This is a genomic window from Bradyrhizobium sp. AZCC 2289, assembly GCF_036924615.1.
Classification (GTDB): Bacteria; Pseudomonadota; Alphaproteobacteria; order Rhizobiales; family Xanthobacteraceae; genus Bradyrhizobium.
In genome coordinates this window covers 6553970-6571775 of sequence record NZ_JAZHRY010000001.1, presented here as the reverse complement: position 1 = coordinate 6571775, position 17806 = coordinate 6553970, and the positions used below count along the sequence as shown (strand labels likewise).

The 17806-nt window shown below is 62.9% G+C and carries 14 protein-coding genes; 9 read left to right on the top strand and 5 right to left on the bottom strand.

Annotated features, from left to right (window positions below; all coding sequences use genetic code 11):
* Window positions 1-187 precede the first annotated feature (187 nt).
* Both V1289_RS31145 and V1289_RS31140 read right to left on the bottom strand, forming a co-directional pair.
* Window positions 188-1174 carry a glycoside hydrolase family 26 protein gene (locus V1289_RS31145; protein ID WP_334401684.1) on the bottom strand — a complete coding sequence of 329 codons (987 nt, stop codon included), beginning with the start codon at window positions 1172-1174 and terminating at the stop codon, window positions 188-190.
* Window positions 1161-3053, bottom strand: a complete 1893-nt coding sequence (locus tag V1289_RS31140) for an acyltransferase family protein (RefSeq protein ID WP_334401682.1) — start codon at window positions 3051-3053, stop codon at window positions 1161-1163. The genes V1289_RS31145 and V1289_RS31140 overlap by 14 nt, the downstream gene beginning before the upstream one ends.
* Window positions 3054-3491: 438 nt before the next feature.
* Between V1289_RS31140 and V1289_RS31135 the strand changes: the two genes are divergently transcribed.
* The 7 genes from V1289_RS31135 to galE all read left to right on the top strand — a co-directional run bounded on the left by V1289_RS31135 (window position 3492) and on the right by galE (window position 11737).
* Window positions 3492-4421, top strand: coding sequence for a DUF6492 family protein (locus V1289_RS31135; RefSeq protein ID WP_334401680.1), 930 nt, complete (start codon window positions 3492-3494; stop codon window positions 4419-4421).
* Entirely contained in the window at window positions 4415-5857 is a 1443-nt protein-coding gene (locus V1289_RS31130; protein WP_334401678.1) for a lipopolysaccharide biosynthesis protein, read from the top strand. Before V1289_RS31135 ends, V1289_RS31130 begins: the two co-directional genes overlap by 7 nt.
* 4 nt (window positions 5858-5861) lie before the next feature.
* Window positions 5862-6668: a class I SAM-dependent methyltransferase gene (locus V1289_RS31125; RefSeq protein ID WP_334401676.1), complete on the top strand. Its 807-nt coding sequence runs from the start codon at window positions 5862-5864 to the stop codon at window positions 6666-6668.
* A 2-nt stretch (window positions 6669-6670) separates the two neighbouring features.
* Window positions 6671-7423, top strand: a complete 753-nt coding sequence (locus tag V1289_RS31120) for a polysaccharide deacetylase family protein (protein WP_334401673.1) — start codon at window positions 6671-6673, stop codon at window positions 7421-7423.
* 156 nt (window positions 7424-7579) lie between these two features.
* Complete coding sequence (locus tag V1289_RS31115) at window positions 7580-9889, top strand: exopolysaccharide transport family protein (protein WP_334401672.1); 2310 nt, start codon at window positions 7580-7582, stop codon at window positions 9887-9889.
* Window positions 9882-10703 carry a WecB/TagA/CpsF family glycosyltransferase gene (locus V1289_RS31110; protein WP_334401670.1) on the top strand — a complete coding sequence of 274 codons (822 nt, stop codon included), beginning with the start codon at window positions 9882-9884 and terminating at the stop codon, window positions 10701-10703. The genes V1289_RS31115 and V1289_RS31110 overlap by 8 nt, the downstream gene beginning before the upstream one ends.
* Window positions 10703-11737: a UDP-glucose 4-epimerase GalE gene (gene galE, locus V1289_RS31105; protein ID WP_334401669.1), complete on the top strand. Its 1035-nt coding sequence runs from the start codon at window positions 10703-10705 to the stop codon at window positions 11735-11737. The genes V1289_RS31110 and galE overlap by 1 nt, the downstream gene beginning before the upstream one ends.
* A 1-nt stretch (window position 11738) precedes the next feature.
* Here galE and V1289_RS31100 read toward each other — a convergent pair whose 3' ends face one another.
* Window positions 11739-12338, bottom strand: a complete 600-nt coding sequence (locus V1289_RS31100; RefSeq protein WP_334401667.1) for a 3-keto-disaccharide hydrolase — start codon at window positions 12336-12338, stop codon at window positions 11739-11741.
* Between the two features lie 212 nt (window positions 12339-12550).
* Between V1289_RS31100 and V1289_RS31095 the strand changes: the two genes are divergently transcribed.
* The gene (locus V1289_RS31095) at window positions 12551-13018 is read left to right on the top strand and encodes a cupin domain-containing protein (protein ID WP_334401665.1); all 468 of its coding nucleotides are present in this window, start codon (window positions 12551-12553) and stop codon (window positions 13016-13018) included.
* A 116-nt stretch (window positions 13019-13134) separates the two neighbouring features.
* Complete coding sequence (locus V1289_RS31090) at window positions 13135-13479, top strand: hypothetical protein (RefSeq protein WP_334401663.1); 345 nt, start codon at window positions 13135-13137, stop codon at window positions 13477-13479.
* On the opposite strand, the gene V1289_RS31085 is transcribed toward V1289_RS31090, so the two are convergent.
* Entirely contained in the window at window positions 13453-17244 is a 3792-nt protein-coding gene (locus V1289_RS31085) for a bifunctional diguanylate cyclase/phosphodiesterase (RefSeq protein ID WP_334407740.1), read from the bottom strand. The two genes, V1289_RS31090 and V1289_RS31085, sit on opposite strands and share 27 nt — an antisense overlap.
* Complete coding sequence (locus V1289_RS31080) at window positions 17241-17471, bottom strand: hypothetical protein (protein WP_334401661.1); 231 nt, start codon at window positions 17469-17471, stop codon at window positions 17241-17243. The genes V1289_RS31085 and V1289_RS31080 overlap by 4 nt, the downstream gene beginning before the upstream one ends.
* Window positions 17472-17806: the final 335 nt, after the last annotated feature.

Sequence of the window (17806 nt, the reverse complement as noted above, 5' to 3'; positions counted from 1 at the left end):
GGGATCGCTCCGCGATATCGGGACATCGTCGTTCCGGGACGATGGTTCGTTCCGGGAAGCTCTCGGAACCCAAACGTTACAAAGGCATTGTTGCAATATCCGGTCCGGCAGCGCCCCTTGCCGCGCCGATTTCTTGCGACGGTTAACGGACGGCGTTAACCCGAGCTAAACAGCGCGCGTCGGGGCATCAGCGGCTGAACAGTTTTCTGAACAGCTGCTGTGATTCGGGAAACTGATCGTTGTCGATCTGCGTGGGCCACAATCCATCGACGTCAAAATAGGCCGCATAGCCGATAATGGCTTCGTTCTTGACGAACCAGTCATGCATCTGCTGGACGAAAAATGGATTGTCGCCGGCATTGCCGACGCCCCATTCGGGATAACTCATGCGCTTGCCGTGCCGGACCGCAAAGTCCCGGTGCCACTCAAGGCCGAACGGTGCTTTCACATAGAAGAGGTCCCATCGCTCCTCCACCGAGCCTTCGTGCTTGAAATCGTAGACATCGAGGCCGATGGTGTTGACGACGTCGTCGCCGGGATACGCCAGATCCGCGGCGCTGTCCTGGGCGCCCCACCCCGGACACCAGTCGTAGCTGAAATCGGCGGAGTGTTGCCTGAATATTCCGACCACGCGCCGGAACGCCCTGATGTAGTCGGCCTCCTGGTCCTTGGCGAACCACGGCATGGTTGAAAGATTCATTTCCCAGCCAAGGCGGATGATTGCCTTTGGCTGCGCTTCGGCGATCGTGCGCGCCGCCGCCTCGAATTCGGCATCGTGAAGGCCATCGGCGACGTCCGCGAGCGGCGTCCCCTTGACCGTCAGCGGCACCGACCAAACCACGTTCCGCGCCGGGTTGAGCTTTTTCCAGATTCCCGGCACCCAGCCGAATTTGTAAAGATCGTCCCAGGTCGATTGCCCATAGAAGTCGACGCCGAGCACCGACGACGGCTCCTGCTTCAGCCACTTCTCCCAGGCCTGCAGCATGCGTTCGCGACCCACCGGCCCCCAATCGACGAACGCACCCGCAAACTTCGCCGGGTTTGAGAATCCGCGCGACGCGGCACGTGCGTCACTTCCAGCCGAGGCAAGGCTGCCCAGTACGAACACCATCAGGACAAGTGCCGGCCATTTGGACCGATGCCAATGGCGGCGCGTTCGATCAGTTCGACGCATGGTCTGCGCTCGCAAATTTCCTCAAGAAGACTGAAAGCCTTCGCCCGACTTCAACGGACCCCTTTGCCGTGAGATGGCCGGCGTCGAACTGCATGGGAACGCGGTCATCCGCGAACTCGTCGCAATGACCATTGTGGCAAACGGCGTCATAGACCGAGAGGTAGGTCGCGCCACGCGCGGTCACCATCTCTTGCATCGCCAGATCGCGCTCCCGAATGCCGGGCGTACGTCTGGCGTTTGCCGACGCGGGGCTGTCGCGCAGGATTTCATCGGCGAGAAGCCGCGGCAGCGCCGCGTCATATTCGACGATTGGCCCGAGCACCGTGACGTCGACGCCTCTCGACTTCAATATCTCCAGCGTGGTCGACAGGATCGGCAGGTCTTCGTCTTTCCACGATGCGGCAAGAAGAACCTTGTCGATTTTGTTATTGACGAGAAAATCGTCGAACACATACCGCATCAGGGTTCGGCACACCCGCGTATCGTATCGCGATCCCGGCAGCACGGCCGGACGGCAAAGGCTCGCGGTGGCCTGCATGATGTTCACTTCCGGCATCGCTGAAGCCAGACCGGACCAGAGATGCGCCGCATGGCTGTCGCCAACGAGCAGATAATTCGGCCGCGTCGAATCCAACTTCATGCAGGTCTCGGCGTCGAACTGCTGGCGGTTGGTCAACAGGAAACAACGCCCGGTGCGGAACTGGCTTGAGGAATCGTAGGCGAGATAGGCACCGATCTCCACGGCGCGATCCGGAAAACGCGACGGCGCTCCGCCGACGATCAGCGTCAATCCACACAGCGTAAACACCGCCGCCATTGCCGTCGACGCCGCACCGAAAGCGGCGGCTTTGGACGTCTCGCGCGCCAACGCACGGAACGGGAGCTCAACCAGTTTCCACGACAGATAGGCGATACCGACCGACAAGACGATCAGCGTCAGCTTGGCCGACGCGGGCGAGTCGGCCGAGAACAGCGCGTCGGTGCGCTGGAACACCGTCAGCGGCCAATGCCACAAGTAGAGCGAATAGGAGATCAGGCCGATGAATACGATCGGCGACAGCGACAGCAACCGTCCGACCTGCGAAATCCCGCGCTCGCTGGAGGCAATGACCAGGGTAGCGCCGACGCTGGCCAGCGACGTCAACAGAAGCAGCGGCGCCGATGACGATCCCAGAAAAATGACGCCGAGCAGGAGCAACAATCCCGTGGCACCGCAGAGATTTCGCCAGAACCCGGTTTCCGGTGCCGGGATAAACCCGATCGCGAGCAGTGCGCCGAGCGCCAGCTCCCACGCGCGGAATGGCGTGAGGTAGAAGACAAAGGTCTGGTTTCGATAGCTGACCGCGAGTGCTGCGGCAAAGGAGAGCGTGGCGGCGATCGCAAACAGGAGTTTTGCGCGCCTTGGCGCAAACCGGTAGGCAAGCAGCATCAAGAGCGGCACGACGAAGTAGAACTGCTCCTCGACCCCCAGCGACCACGTGTGCAACAACGGCTTGGTTTCGGCCGCCGCCTCGAAATATCCGGCGGTCTGCGCGAAGTAAAAGTTCGAGACCGACGCGACCGCGCCGGCAAGGCTCCTCGAATAGTCCTGCAGCTCGACCGGAAGGCAATAGACATAGGCCAGGACGCTGGTGACCAGGAACATGACGAACAGCGCGGGCAGGATGCGCAGGATCCGGCGCTTGTAGAAATCGCCGAGCGAGAACGATCTGCTGCGAATGTCGGCGTCGATCATGCCGCAGATCAGATAGGCCGAAATAACGAAAAAGATGTCGACGCCGACGAAGCCGCCCGAGAAGCCGGGAACGCCGATGTGGTAGAGCAGCACTGGCACAACGGCGAGCGCCCGCAGGCCGTCGATATCGGCACGGTACTTCATGGCGCGAACGCCGGTTCGGAGCCGCCCGCGGCGAAGGCCGTCGCCGTGCCAAAAGCGGACATCCCGGACAGTCCGGTTGTGCCGAAAAGAACTGACCTCACGGCCCAGTTGCCGCTCGCGAGGAAATCCAGCCGGAAATGCGACCCTATCGTCATGCGTCCATACCTTCGCCGAACCACCTCGGCGATACCGGCTCAGGCTCTGCAAATTCCGGGCAATAGCAGTTCAGTGCGGCTGCAGCGCGCGAATGCGGCTTGAACGATGGTTACCACGCGCGGTTAACCGCCACGCGATGGTTAAGCGCGCGCAAAGTTAACCACACCAAACCGCAGCAATGGCTCGCGGCGCGGTCCGGCACCGATCTTGCTCATTGACTGGCACACGGAAACGGCACCCAGAGAACTGCTCGTGAATGTTATCGCCAGAGAAACCTGCGAGATGAATCCCGTCGCGTTGTTAACCCCAACCTATGGGCGCGACCTCGAGCTCTGCACACTGCTTTGCGAGAGCGTGGACCGTCACGTCATCGCGTTCTCGAAGCATTATCTGCTGGTTCCCGACTGCGACCTGCCGTTGTTCGCCCATCTCGCCAGCGAGCGGCGCATCGTGATTCCGGCATCGGCCTACCTGCCGGATTGGCTGCGGCCGCTGCCGCGCATCATCCAGCGCAAGCGGCGGCAGTTCTGGTGGTCGTTGCGGGCAAAGCCGGTGAGCGGCTGGCACGTCCAGCAATTCCTGAAGATCGCCGCAACCATCTCGCTGCCCCACCAGCGCTATTGTATCCTGGATTCAGACGTTGTGTTTTTCCGGGATTTCGACCTGTCGCGTTTTGAGTACCCGAATCCGATCCCGCTTCTGACCATGGAGAACGCGGTTATCGCGGATCAGCCGCGCCATTCGCGCTGGGTCGAGACCAGCCATCAGCTTCTGGGATACCCCACGCCGACGCTCCCGGCATCCGACTTCATCGGACACATTATATTCTGGGACCAGCAGACCACGCGCGCCCTGACTTCCAGAATCGAGTCCGTGACCAGCCTCGACTGGATCGACGCCCTCTGCAAGACCCGCGAGTTCTCCGAATACATGCTGTACGGATATTTCGTTCAGAACGATCCGGCTTTTTCCACTGTCCATCGCGCCGTCCCGACGACGCCATGCGTCAGCTATTGGGAACAGCCGACGCTGAGCAAGGGTGAACTCAACCAGTTGCTCGAGAGCGCCAACAGGCACGACGTCGCGTTCTCGATCGCATCCTTCTCCGGCACACCGGTCGAAACCATTCGCGCAGCGATCGCCGAGAGCGACGCCATCCTTGCTCCGTTAGCCCTCACCGACGAACCCGCGGGGCTTGCAGCACTATGCTGATCGGGCAAGCCAGCATCAATCTGACCGCCAACATCCTCTCGGCGTTGCTGGGACTGTTGAGCGTATTCATATTTACCCGGCTGCTGTCGCCGCATGATTATGGCGTCTATCTGCTTGGCACAGGCTTCGCTGCCGTCGTCAGCGTTTTCCTGGTCGGCTGGTTCCGTAATCTCATTCTCAGCGGCCACGCGCGCAACGACGGTACCGACGTCCGCGGGCTGGTGATTTCAGGATATTTGATCTGCTGCCTGACCGCGCCGATCGCATACGGGTTGGGACGGCTGCTCGGGCTGGACCCGACGGCGGCACTGGCGGCGGTGGTGCTTTCGGTCGCTATCGGCCTGTTCGAACTGACCCAGGATCTGGTTCGCGCCCGGCTGATGGCGATCTCGGTCATGAAGGCCACCTTGGTCCGCGCCGTTGCGGTGCTTGGCCTTGGCGTTGTGGTAGCGCTCGTCAGCCCGGCCGGCTTCCTGCTGCTGTTGTCGTCCGCACTGGCTTATCTGATCGCGGTACTGGTGCAGTCGCGCACATCCTGGCGCGGCACCATCGTCACATTCGACGGCGCCCGTCTGGCGGCGCTGGCGAAGACGGGCCTGCCCCTGACGCTGTCGCTCACCCTGCTCGGGATTTCCAGCGTCACCGACCGCTTCATGATCGCCAATCTGGTTGGCGCCGCCGACGCCGGAAAATATGTCGCAGCGCTCGACCTGGTCCGGCAGACCCTGATGATGCCGGCGATGAGCGCCGCTGCAGCGTTTTTCCCGCTCGCGGTGCAGATCCACGCCAGGCAAGGCGACGCGGCGGTACGCTCGCATCTCGCCGAATGCGTCGAGCTGCTGCTCAGCATCACCCTGCCGGCCTGCCTCGGCTTTGCGGTCATTTCCTCCCACGTCGCCAACGTCATTCTCGGCGCCGACTTCCGCGAACTGGCGGCGCAGACCATGCCGATCGTCGCCGTCGCCGTGATCTTCCAGATCCTGACGCAGCAATATCTGCATGCAAGCTTCCTGCTGTCGGGCCGCAACGCGTTCTATCTGATCAACACCGCCTCGATCATCGTCGCCAATGTGATCCTGACCTATGTTCTGGTCGACCATTACGGCACCGTCGGCGCGGCCTGGGCACGTCTCGGCGCCGACGCCTTCGGATTTGCCGGTGCGCTGCTGCTCAGCCGCTTTGCCTTCCCGGTTCCGCTTCCGCTCGGCCGGCTGGCCTTGACGGTGATCGCCGGACTGGTGATGGCGATCATCGTCGGCGCGCTCGACCGAAGCCTGCATGTTGCGGATTTGGCCGCCTGCGCCGTGCTGGCGGGCGCCGGGCTCGTCACCTACGCGGCGCTGTGCTGGCTGTTCGACATTTCCCGGATTCGCGGGCGCCTGAAGACCGGCGTTGCGATGTTCCGGACCAAATTCGCAAACATCAACATTGGATGAACCAATGACCAAGACATTAGCTCTCGATCCTGCTCATGCTTCTCCCGCCGACACGGCCGTCAAGCCGGCGCCGGCGCATCCGCAATCCCTGCTCGATCTGCCACCCGGCGAGGCGCGACAGAGCCTGCTGACCGTTCACAGCATTCTCGAGGCGAGACTGCCCGCGGCCGGCCTTGCGATTTACGAGGCCGGCGGCGGCTCGACCAGCTTCCTGCCGCTCAACGTGCTGCGCCGCGCCCACGTCACCGTGGTCGATATCGACGAGGACCAGATCCGCAACAATGATTACGCGCAGGAGACGATCCTCGGCGACATCCAGACCTATCGCTTCGCACCCGACAGTTTCGATCTCGTCATTTGCTACAATGTGATCGAGCACGTGCCCGACGTCGAAGCCGCCCTGCTTGGCTTCTGCCAGTCGCTGAAGCGGAACGGCATGATCCTGATCGGCGCGCCGAATCCGAGGTCGCTGTCCGGCGTCGTCACCAAATACTCGCCGCACTGGTTCCATGTCTGGTTCTACCGCCATGTGCGCGGCGACAAAAACGCCGGCCAGCCCGGCTGCGCGCCGTTCCCGACCCACTTCCATCCGCTGGTCACGCTGTCGAATCTCGAAGCCTTTGCCGACAGGCACGGCCTGCAGATGATCTATCGCAGGCAATACGAGAGCCCGCGCTATCCGGAAATGCGCCGGCGCAAGCCGTTGTTCGCCGCCCTGGTCGACGCCGTCGCTACAGCGATGAATTTTTTCCTGTCCGGCAAGACCGACGTGCGGCACGGCGACTACCACGTGATTTTGCGAAAGCGATGAAAATGAACGCGATGTTGTCCGAAGCACGGGTGAAGGTCAGCCACCGGCTGGCGATGCATCTGCACGTCGACCTGGTTCGGCTGCGCAATGCCACGCCGATGGTCAGCTTCACTTTCGACGATCTTCCAAGAAGCGCGGTGACCACCGGCGCCGAAATCCTCGAAGCGCATGGCGCGCGCGGCACGTTCTATGTGTCGGGCGGCCTGGTCGGCGTCAACACGCCCGACTGGGACTCCGGCGACGCCGCGGATGTCGTGTCGCTGTATCGTCGCGGCCACGAGATCGGCTGTCATACCTTCTCGCATCGGCGCGCCTGCGATCTCGACGAGCTATCGCTGGCTGACGAGATCGCGCGCAACCGCATTTATTTTCGTTCGCTCGATCCCTCCATCGAGATCGGGACCTTCGCCTATCCGTTCGGCTACGGATCGTTCGCCCGAAAGCAGATGCTCAAGGACGCGTTCGTGTCCTGCCGCAGCATCGTCCCCGGCGTGAATTGCGGCAGCGTGGACATGCAGTTCCTTCGCGCGATGCCGCTGATCGATCGCCAGATGACCCGCGACGGGATCGAGCGCGCCTTCGACGAGGCGCAAGAGAATAATGGATGGTTAATTTTCTACGGTCACGACGTCGCCGAGGAGCCGAGCCCCTACGGCTGTTCGCCGGCGCTCGTCGATCACGCCCTCGCGGCGGCGGCGCGCCGGAAAATCCCGGTCCTGACCATGGCGGAGGCGCAGCGATGTGCCCGCGTTTAAACGCTTTGTTTGCCATTTCGGTGAATAGTCCCTCAATGAGTATGGTTAATTTTCCTGTGTGCGTTGTTTCCGCGTTGGCCTGTAGCGCGCGTGGCGTAACCCGAAGAGTAACCCCTCAGCCGAAGCGTGCGGCAGTTGGAATGGAAGCTGGGGTCGATGCTTATTTATGACGAGCCGATAGACCAGGCCAAACCAGACGCAATGCCCGCGCCGGTATCGGCGTCTGCCGGTTTCAGCGTGCTGGATCTGGCCCAGTTGCTGTGGCAGCGGAAAATCGCGATCGCCTCGGCGGCGCTGATCTGCGCCTGCGTCGCGGTCGCGATCGGCAAAAGCCTGTCACCGAAATACACTGCAAGCGCCCAGCTTTACGTCGACCCGCGCGAATTGCAGCTGGTCGATCGCGAACTGACGCCGCGCGCCCAGGATATTTCCGGCCTTGCGATGGTGGTCGAGAGCCAGGCGCGCCTGATCACCTCCAACAATGTGCTGCTGCAGGTGATCCGCGACACCAGTCTCGACACCGATCCCGAATTCGGCGGCACCGGCGCCAAAGGCATCTTCGCTTCGCTGCTGGGCCTGTTCGGGATCGAGTTCCGCCCGACCGCCGAGCAGCAGAAGCTGGTTCAGATGGGCGCGCTGGAAGCGCTGAACCGCCACATCAATGTGAAGAAGACCGACCGCACCTTCATCGTCGACATCGACGTCTGGTCGTATGACCCGGCCAAGGCGGCGATGCTCGCCAACGCGATCTCCAAGGCGTATCTCGCCGAATCGAAGCAGTCGCAGGCCACCGCCGCAAGGCGCGCGACCAGCGACCTCTCCGGCCGGCTGAAGGAATTGCAGGAACGGCTCCGCAACGCCGAGAACACGCTCGCGGTTTACAAGGCACAGAACAATTTCGTCGGCACCCAGGACACGCTGATCAGCGACCAGCAGCTCTCCGCCAGCAACCAGCGGCTCGCCGCGGCGCGGGCGCTGACGCTCGACGCCCAAGCCAAATACGACCAGATCGAAGCCAGCCGCCGCGCCGCCACCGATGCCGGCGCGATCCCCGAGGCGCTGCAATCGCCGACCATCGCCAATCTGCGTGCGCAATTTGCCGAGGCCAAGAAGCGCCAGGCCGAGTTGCAGAGCGAATTGGGACCGCGGCATCCCGCGCTGCGCCAGATGGACAAGCAGGTCGAGGACCTGCGCCGAACCGTCAATGAAGAAGTCGAGCGCTACGCCCAATCGGCCAGGAACGATCTCACCCGTGCCCGCGACTACGAGGCTTCGCTGAACAAGGCGCTCGAGACCCAAAAGCGCCAGAGCGTCCAGATGAGCCAGGCCTCGGTGCGGTTGCGCGAGCTCGAGCGCGACGTCGAGGCGAGCCGGGACGTCTATCAGTCGTTCCTCAAGCGCTCGCGCGAAACCGAGGAACAGGAAAGCCTGAACACCTCTAGCGCGCGCGTCATCGGCGATGCCACCGTGCCGCAACGACGCACCTTCCCGCCGGCGATGAGCCTGATCGCGATGATCGGCTTTGTGTTCGGCGCGCTGGCCGCGGCCGCCTGGATGATCGCCATCGACCGCCTGACGCCGGGCGCAGGCCCGCTTCAGACCAAGACACCGTTCGCCCCGGGGAAGCGGACCGTTGCCGCGGCCCCGAAGCAGCCGCCCGCCACGCCAGCGCGAGCTCAGCCCGTGGTGAGCGCGATCGAGAAGCCGCTGATTGCCCAGTTGCAGGAGTCCGACGTGATGCGGACGCTGGGTGGAATCCTGGCGACGGGCAGCACGGCCGACGTCACCCGGCTCGGCTGGCCGACGCTGCGCGCGGGCCTGCCGCTGATGACATTCCCCGACACGATGCGCGAAATCCGCGCCACGCTGGATAAGCGCACAGCCGCCAAAACCACGCCCGTGATGGCCGCGATCGGTGCAGCCGCTGGCGATGACCGCAGCATCGTTGTGGTGAACATTGCGCTGTCAGCCGCGCGCGACGGCGCCAAGGTACTGATGATCGACGCCGATCACAAAGCGCACGCGCTGACGGACAAGGTAAGCCACCTCGGCAAGCGCGAACCAAGCCGCCTCGGCTGGCTCAGCATCGGCAGCAAGGCGACGCGCGCCATCGAGACCGTAAACGGAATTTCGATCCTGCCCGCCATCCAAAGCGCCGATGCGAGGGTGCGTGATGTCAAGGCAGGCGACGCCATCCGCAACGCGATCGAGCAGGCGCGCGCCGCCGGCGGCTACGACCTGATTATTCTCGACGGACCAGCGATGCCGTGGAGCGCGGCCGACCGCAATCTCATCGGTATCGCCGACGGCCTCGTCGCGGTGCTAGCGGTCCATCTCGATATCAACGACAGCATGGAAGACATCATTGCCGCCCTCGATGGGGCGGAGCGCAAGCTGGTGGGCGTCATCCTGAACGAACTCAACCCCGCGGTCGTCAGCCGTCACCGAGACCAACAATATGCGTGAGCGTCGCGTAAATCCCGTCGGGAGAGCCGCCACCGCCAGCGTGACCCGCATCACATTGGGCGGGCTTCGGCTCGCCGTGCTCGATCTCGAGCAGACCGCGAACTTCATGATCGACATGGTGTTCCCGCAACGCCGAACCAATCGCCCGCTCTATCTGACCTCGGCCAATGGCGAAGTGCTGGCACGCTGCTCGACCGAACCGATGACCGATCGGTTGTTTCGTGCCGCCGACCTGATCAATGCCGACGGCCAGCCGCTCGTCACCGTATCGCGGTTCAAATCATCGACACCGCTTCCCGAACGCGTCGCGACCACCGACCTGTTTCACGTCGTCGCCCGCAAGGCCCAGGCGACGGGATTGACCTTCTACATGTTCGGCGCGGATGAGGCGGAGAATGCCGCCGCCGTCGCCAATGTTCGCAGCCGGTATCCCGCCCTGAAGATCATCGGCCGTTCGCACGGCTATCTCAGGGGCGATGCGCTGCGCACCAAGGTCGATGAAATCAACGCGCTGGCGCCGGATTATCTGTGGGTCGCGCTCGGCGTGCCCTATGAACAGGCCTTTGTCGAGGAATACGCCGCGCGCCTGTCCAATGTCGGCGTCATCAAGACGTCGGGCGGATTGTTCAACTTCCTGTCCGGCAGCCGGGCGCGCGCGCCGCAATGGATGCAGGGCGTCGGGCTGGAATGGGCCTGGCGCATCTGGCTGGAGCCGCGCCGCCTGTTCTGGCGCTACCTGACCACCAATCCGCGCGCGCTCTATCTGCTGTTCAACAAGAGCCGGCCGTCGGTCACTGACCGGACGGGCGACTGATGAGCGGCCGTCCCGCCATCCTGGTCACGGGCGGCGCGGGCTATATCGGCTCGCATTGCTGCAGGGCGCTGGATGCGGCCGGCTATCAGCCGGTTTGCTACGACAATTTTTCCACCGGCCACCGCTCGTTCGTCACGGGCGCCCTGGTCACCGGCGACATCGCGGACAAGGCCACGCTCGCGCACACCTTTGCCCAACATGACATCACCGCCGTCATGCACTTCGCCGCGTCAAGCCTGGTCGGAGAATCCGTCGTCGATCCGCAGAAATACTACCTCAACAATCTGGCCGGCACGCTGGCGCTGCTGGACGCGATGCGCGCGGCCGGCTGCAACCGCCTGGTGTTTTCGTCCACTGGTGCGGTCTACGGCAACGCCGACAGCCAGGCCCTGCCCGAAAATTACGCCTGCGCGCCGATCAATCCGTATGGCGCCTCCAAATGGATGATCGAGCGCGTGCTGGCGGATTATCGCGCGGCTTACGGGCTCGGTTCATTCGCACTGCGCTATTTCAACGCCAGCGGCGCCGATCCCTCAGGCGGTATCGGCGAGCTGCGCGACGTCGAGACTCATCTCATTCCCCGCGCCATGATGGCATTGCAGGGGCACGTGCCCGACTTTGCGGTGTTCGGCGACGATTACGCGACACCCGACGGCACCGCGATCCGCGATTATATCCACGTCACCGATCTGGCGGCAGCCCATGTGCTGGCGCTCAAGCTACTGCTGCAGGGACATTCGGGCGGCGCCTTCAATCTCGGCACCGGCAAGGGATTTTCGGTGCGTGAGATACTCGCGGCCATCCAGGCCGAGACCGGCCGCGAGGTGCCGCATGTGGTCAAGCCACGGCGCGCCGGCGATCCGACCTACCTGGTCGCCGACCCGTCCGCCGCGCGCGCGATATTGAATTTCGAGCCCGCGCATTCGGACCTTGCGACCATCATCCGCACCGCCTGGGCCTGGCATAAAAAAGCTCACCCGCCGAAGACGGGTGAGCCTGTTTTCGGCTCGGCGAGCCTGTCGCCGGCGGCCTGAGTTACAGCGGCTTGATCTGCACCTTGCGGAACTTGACCACGCCCGAACCATACTGAAGCGCGATATGGCCGCTGGCGTGCTTTGAGTCCTGGGCGTCGACGGTCTTTTGGCCATTGAGCACGACAACGAAGTGCGGGCCCTGCGCGGTGATCTCGTAGGTGTTCCATTTGCCGGCGGCCTTCGGCATCGGATCGACCTTGCCGACATCGACGATCGCGCCGGTTCCGTAGCTCGGGTCGGGCCGCTTGTCGAAGATATTCACCTCATAGCAAACCTTCGAGTCGATCTTCTTTGTCTCCTCGCAACGGATGAAGATGCCGCTGTTGGCCTCCTCATCGGTCCAGAACTCCGCCCTGATCTGGAAATCCTTGTAGGGATTCTTGGAGACGAGATAGGACAGGTCCTTGCCGTCGAGCTTGTCGGCGACCAGCGCGCCGTCTTTCATCGCCCAATTGGCTTTTCCAACCTCATCCCAGTCACCCATCTTGCTGCTGTCGAGCAGCGTGATCCAGCCATCGCTCTGGCCGGACGCCACGCCCGAAAATTGAAAGGCGGCGGCGCCGATCAAGAGACCCGCCGCAAGTGCCGACAAACGCTTCATCTAGAGTTTCCTCCCTTGTTTTGGTTGGCCGCAACCTAACACCACAACGCGCGGCGTAAATCCGTTTTTCATGCTGCAGTTGCGTTGTGCAATGTTTCTATTGTCGCACCACGCATGCACATGCGCATCTTGCCCCGCGGGAACGAGACCGGCTAGCATTGGAGACAACCAAGATGGGCGCGTTTCAGATCACGTCAAAAATGGAGGAACCCATGCAGCCGAGAAACCGGCTTTGGCGATATCTCGTGGCGCCGCTCGCGTTCGCCGGCATGCTGAGCATCGGTTCTGCCGCCGAACTCAATCCCGCCGCCGTCATCTACAAATTGCCGGACCAGATCCCATGGAGCCCGGTCAACGCAGCCGGCGCACAAAACGCCGTCGTTGTTGGCGATCCCGCCAAACCCGGCTTCTACATGGTCTACACCAAATGGACCAAGGGCAATCATTTCAGCCGCCCGCATTTCCACCCCAACGACCGTTACATTGTCGTGCTCCAGGGCACCTGGTGGGTAGGATCCGGCCCGAAATTCGACCCCGCCAACACGACGCCGATGCCCGCCGGGAGTTTTGTGACGCATTTCGGCAAGCAGGTGCATTGGGACGGCGCCAAGGATGAAGACGCCGTGTTGCTGATCATGGGTGAAGGCCCGGCGACCTCCACGGCGGCGGAGGAGAAATAACACCGGCGCAGCACTGCCGGCGACGGCAAAATTGAGGGCCCGGCAACCTGGCGGGCGGTCCACGTATTTGCGCCCGTCGCGGATACGGCTATCATCGGCACCAACAAGGGATTTCGATGATGCATCCGGCCGCAAAGCTGCAATTCGAGCGCGTTGTCGACGAGTTTGTGCGTTGGCGCGTGCTTGGTGAGGACGAGCGACCGCCGGCCCCGGCATGGTGGTGGGGCCCGGCGATGGAGGTGCGGGATATTTCGTTTAAGCTGCCGCCGGGCAGTTCCGCCCGGCTGGGATTGTCCGATGGCGCGAGCTACGCGGCGGGCGCCAAAGTCCTGTTTCAATCGCTGGCCGGCCAGACGTTCCAGCCATGGCCATATGATTTCTCGCGCAAGGTGGATTCCACCGATTCCGATGTCCGCGACCTGCATCCGCAACCGTCAGACGACAGCGCTTTTCAGGCTTGAGCGCGGAATGGCGTATTCCGGCGCGTCGCCGCCTTCGGGCTGAAGCGGCGGCGAGGCAAACCGCGGCGCGGCGCGCAGCAGATCGGCCATTTCCCGGGACGGCAGCGGCTTGCTGAACAGAAAGCCCTGCATTTCGTCGCAGGAATGGTCGCGCAGGAACGCCTCCTGCTCGACGGTTTCGACGCCTTCAGCAATGATCGTCATACCCAGCGCCTTGCCCATGCTGATGATCGCCTGCGCGATGGCCCGGTCCTCGGAATCATCCGGCAGGTCGCGAACGAAGGAACGGTCGATCTTGATGGTGTCGATCGGAAACTGCTTCATCAGCGACATCGACGAGTAGCCGGTTCCGAAATCGTCGATCGCAAGCCGGATGCCACGGCTCTGGATCGCATCAAGCACCTTGATCGCGCGCGACACGTTGCGCATCACCATGCTTTCGGTGACCTCGAGCTGTAGCAATACCGGCGACATGCCGCTTGCCAGCAATGCCTCGTCGACGTCGTGCAACAGATGCGCGTCGGCGAATTGCCGCGGCGAGAGATTGACCGCCATCGTCACCGGCCGCAGGCCGCGGCGCTGCCACGCCATATTCTGCGCGCAGGCTTCCTTCAACACCCAGCGCCCGATCGGGACGATCAGCCCGATCTCCTCGGCAAGTGGAATGAATTGCGCTGGCGACACCATGCCGAGGTCGGGATGCGTCCAGCGCAGCAACGCCTCGACGCCGGTGATCTGCCCGCTCGCCATATCGACTTTCGGCTGGTAGTGCAGCGAGAACTGGTTGCGCTCCAGCGCACGGCGCAAGGCGATTTCCAGTGTCAGGCGCTCGATCGATTGCGCCTTGATCTCCCTTGTGAAGAAGCGGAAGCCGTTCTTGCCGTCTTCCTTGGCAAGATACATCGCCATGTCGGCATTCTTGGTCAGAGTCTGCATGTCGGCACCGTCGGACGGGTACATCGCGATACCGATCGAGGCCGTGGTTTGGCATTCGTGACCGCTCAATTGCAGCGGCTGGCTGAGCGCAGACAAAAGCTCGCCGGCGACGCGTTCGACGTCATGGCGTTCGGCTGTTTCTTCCAGGATGACGACGAATTCGTCGCCGCCAAGCCGGGCCACGACGTCGCTCGCGCGCAAGGCGCTGCGCAGCCGGCCCGCGATCTCCACCAGCAACATGTCGCCGGCGTCGTGCCCCAGCGAGTCGTTGATGACCTTGAACCTGTCGAGATCGATGAACAGCAGGGCAAATTTCCGGCGGTAACGGCTCGCGGCATCGATCGCATGGCGAAGCAGTTCGTTGAACATCTCCCGGTTGGGAAGATGGGTCAGACTGTCGTGCGACGCCAGATATTCGATCCGCTCGTCGGCCTTGTTCTTCTCGTCGGCGCGGTCGAAGCTCTCCAGCGCGAACGACACGTTGTCGGCGAGCCGCTGCAGGAGCTCGGCGAATTCCGGCGTGAACGTGTCCTTTTCGGTTGCGACGAAAATCATGACGCCAGCCACCTGGCCGCGCGCGAACAATGGAAAGGACGTGCCGGACTTGGTCCCATCGCTGCGAGCCCTGGCATGAAAAGCGCGGGTATGCGGATCAGCGAAATAATCATTGATGATGCAGGCCCGCCGTGACCGGATCGCCCTGCCGCACGCTCCGCGCCCTTCCGGATGCGCCTCATTGACCGACAGTGTGACCTTCCATGCCCCCTCCGCGGTCGGTCCGGCGGTGGCGACGATGTCAAGATAGTCGCTGTCTGATCTCACCAGCGCTATGGTTGTGGAGGTGAACTTGCCGCCAGTTGCCGCTGCCTCGCTGACCAACTGGTAAAGTTGGGTGCGGGATCCCGCCCGCATGATCGCTTCGTTGGTTGCGCTGAGCGCGGCGAACATGCGCGACAGCCGCTCCTTCTGCTCATCGGCCCGCGCCTTTTCATCGGCGCGGTCGAAATTGTCGAGCGCGAACGCGACATTCTCCGTCAACCGCTGCAGCAACCCGATCAATTCGGGGCTGAACGCACCGAGTTCACTGGAGAGAAACACCAAGGCGCCGATCGCCTCGCCGTCCTTCAGCAACGGCAAAGCCGCGCCGGATCGGGTCCCGCTATCGCGCACGACGGTGTAGAAATGCGCCGAGGTACCGAATTCATCCAGATAATCGTTGCTGATGCAAGGCTTTCGCGTGCGGATCGCGACCCCCGTGAGGCCCTGCCCTTCGGGGCGACTGGCATCGGCCGATAATCGCACCTCTTTTGCCCGCGCCTTGTCGGGTCCGGCGGATGCGACGTTTTCCAGGAAATCCTCACCGGGCCGCAGCAGCGCGATTGCCGTGGAGGTGAATTGGCCGCCGACGGCAGCGGCCTCGCAGACCAGTTCAAACAGCTCGTGGCGAGACTTGGCCCGCATGATCGCCTCGTTGGTCGCACTCAATGCTGCGAACATGCGCGTCAGCCGTTGCTTTTGCTCCTCGGTCCCGGCCTTCTCGTCGGCGCGATCGAAACTTCCGAGCGCAAAGGAGACGTTATCGGCCAGCCGTTGCAGCAGCTCGGCGAATTCGGGAGTAAACGTGCCGCTTTCGGAGGAGATGAAAAGCATCACGCCAACAGGCTTCCCGTCAACCAGCAGCGGAAATGCCGCGCCTGACTTCGCACCCCGGCTGTGAATGACGTCTTGAAACGGAGCGCCTCGCGGGTCGCCGGGAAAATCGTTCGCAATGCAAGCCTGGCGCGAACGGAACGCCGTGCCGCAGAGCCCACGCCCTTCCGGAAGCGCCTCGTTGATCGAAACCTTCAGCCGGCGCGCGTTGTTTGCAGTCGGCCCGGCGACGGCAACCATATCCAGATAGTCGCTGTCGGGCCTGACCAGAACGATGCTGGTCGAATTGAATCTTCCGCCCTTCGCCGCGGCCTGGCAGGCCAGTTCGAACATTTCCGATCGCGATCTGGCCCGCATGATCGCTTCGTTGGTCGCGCTCAGCGCCGCGAACATGCGCGTCAGGCGTTCCTTTTGTCCATCCGCTCTGGCCTTTTCGTTCGCGCGCTCGAAATTATCGAGCGCGAACGAGACGTTCTCCGCAATCCGCGCCAATAGCGCGATGATCTCCTCGTCGGCCGCCCATGATTTGCCGACCGAGAACATCAATACGCCGACGCTCTCGCCGGCCTTGATCAAGGGAACCGCGACGCTGGCAACGACGCGGGTCTCGCGTCCGGCCTGTTGCCAGGGCCCGCTGTCGTGGTCGACGCAAGGCCGCTGCGTCCGGAACGCCTCGCCGCAGATGCCCTTGCCAAACTCATCATCGGGATCGATCGAAAACTGGGTCCGTGCGATCAGATCGAGCCTCTCGCCGGTGGCGGCGGCCAGCTTCAGCCAGATCGAGCCCGGCTCGGCCAGCAGGACGGCGGTGGCCACGGATTTCCCGCTGTGGACGGCGGCATCGCAAACGCGCTGATAGAGCTCCTGCTCGGTCTTGGCGCGAAGAATGGCTTCGTTGGTCGCGCTGATGGCGCCGAACATCCGGGCGAGCCTTCGCATCGCCCGCTCGCTGTTCTTGCGCGCCGCCTCATGGTCGAAATTGTCCAGCGCAAATGAAAGGTTCGCCGACATGCGCTCGAGCAGCGTGACGATCGGGCGATTGATTGACCCCGGCTCGTGCCGGGTCACGAGCAACACGCCGACGCTGCGCCCATTGCAGGTCAGCGGCAGCGCAGCAGCCGCGCCGACATGCCCGGCGCGCGCTCCCCGACGCCAGGCCAGCGAACGCGCGTCATTCAGGAAATCGTTGCTGATGGATACCTTCTGGTCGCGAAAGGCCTGCCCAAGACCCCGGACCCCTCAGGCGTATTGGCAACAATCGAAATATCGATGCTGCGCAGCCTGACGATATCCTCGCCGAAGCCGGCAGCAAAGCGCAGCAGGCTGGTCTCCGGCTCCAGCAAAAAGACAGCCGTCGCCAGGAAGTCTCCGCTGGAAAAAGCGGCTTCGCAGACCTTCTCGTACAATTCCTCTGGCGATTTGGCGTACAGGATCGCTTCGTTGGTTGCGTTCAACGCCGCGAATGTACGCGCGACGTTCTTGAGCTCCCCCAGCAGGCAACGCGGCCGGCCCCTGGGGGATTTATGCGGAGGAGACGCCTAAATGGACGTTATTGTCGGCTCCAAACCGCGATTCAGAGTAAATGCAACGCCAACAACGAGGCCAGAAGCCCCGAAGAACTACGGTTCCGTTGATGAATTCGTAACCCTGCCCTCGGCGACGGCTGCCCGCGCGATTTGCCAGGCAGCGCCGCGGCCGGTTTCGCCCTGTGAAATTCGCAGCGCACGAGGCCGTGCCGACG

Coding starts and splice junctions, on each gene's coding strand:
- V1289_RS31140 (WP_334401682.1), bottom strand. CDS start 3,053: ATGAAGTACCGTGCCGATATCGACGGCCTGCGGGCGCTCGCCGTTGTG.
- V1289_RS31115 (WP_334401672.1), top strand. CDS start 7,580: ATGCTTATTTATGACGAGCCGATAGACCAGGCCAAACCAGACGCAATG.
- V1289_RS31145 (WP_334401684.1), bottom strand. CDS start 1,174: ATGCGTCGAACTGATCGAACGCGCCGCCATTGGCATCGGTCCAAATGG.
- V1289_RS31135 (WP_334401680.1), top strand. CDS start 3,492: ATGAATCCCGTCGCGTTGTTAACCCCAACCTATGGGCGCGACCTCGAG.
- V1289_RS31120 (WP_334401673.1), top strand. CDS start 6,671: ATGAACGCGATGTTGTCCGAAGCACGGGTGAAGGTCAGCCACCGGCTG.
- V1289_RS31090 (WP_334401663.1), top strand. CDS start 13,135: ATGATGCATCCGGCCGCAAAGCTGCAATTCGAGCGCGTTGTCGACGAG.
- V1289_RS31130 (WP_334401678.1), top strand. CDS start 4,415: ATGCTGATCGGGCAAGCCAGCATCAATCTGACCGCCAACATCCTCTCG.
- V1289_RS31100 (WP_334401667.1), bottom strand. CDS start 12,338: ATGAAGCGTTTGTCGGCACTTGCGGCGGGTCTCTTGATCGGCGCCGCC.
- galE (WP_334401669.1), top strand. CDS start 10,703: ATGAGCGGCCGTCCCGCCATCCTGGTCACGGGCGGCGCGGGCTATATC.
- V1289_RS31125 (WP_334401676.1), top strand. CDS start 5,862: ATGACCAAGACATTAGCTCTCGATCCTGCTCATGCTTCTCCCGCCGAC.
- V1289_RS31110 (WP_334401670.1), top strand. CDS start 9,882: ATGCGTGAGCGTCGCGTAAATCCCGTCGGGAGAGCCGCCACCGCCAGC.
- V1289_RS31095 (WP_334401665.1), top strand. CDS start 12,551: ATGCAGCCGAGAAACCGGCTTTGGCGATATCTCGTGGCGCCGCTCGCG.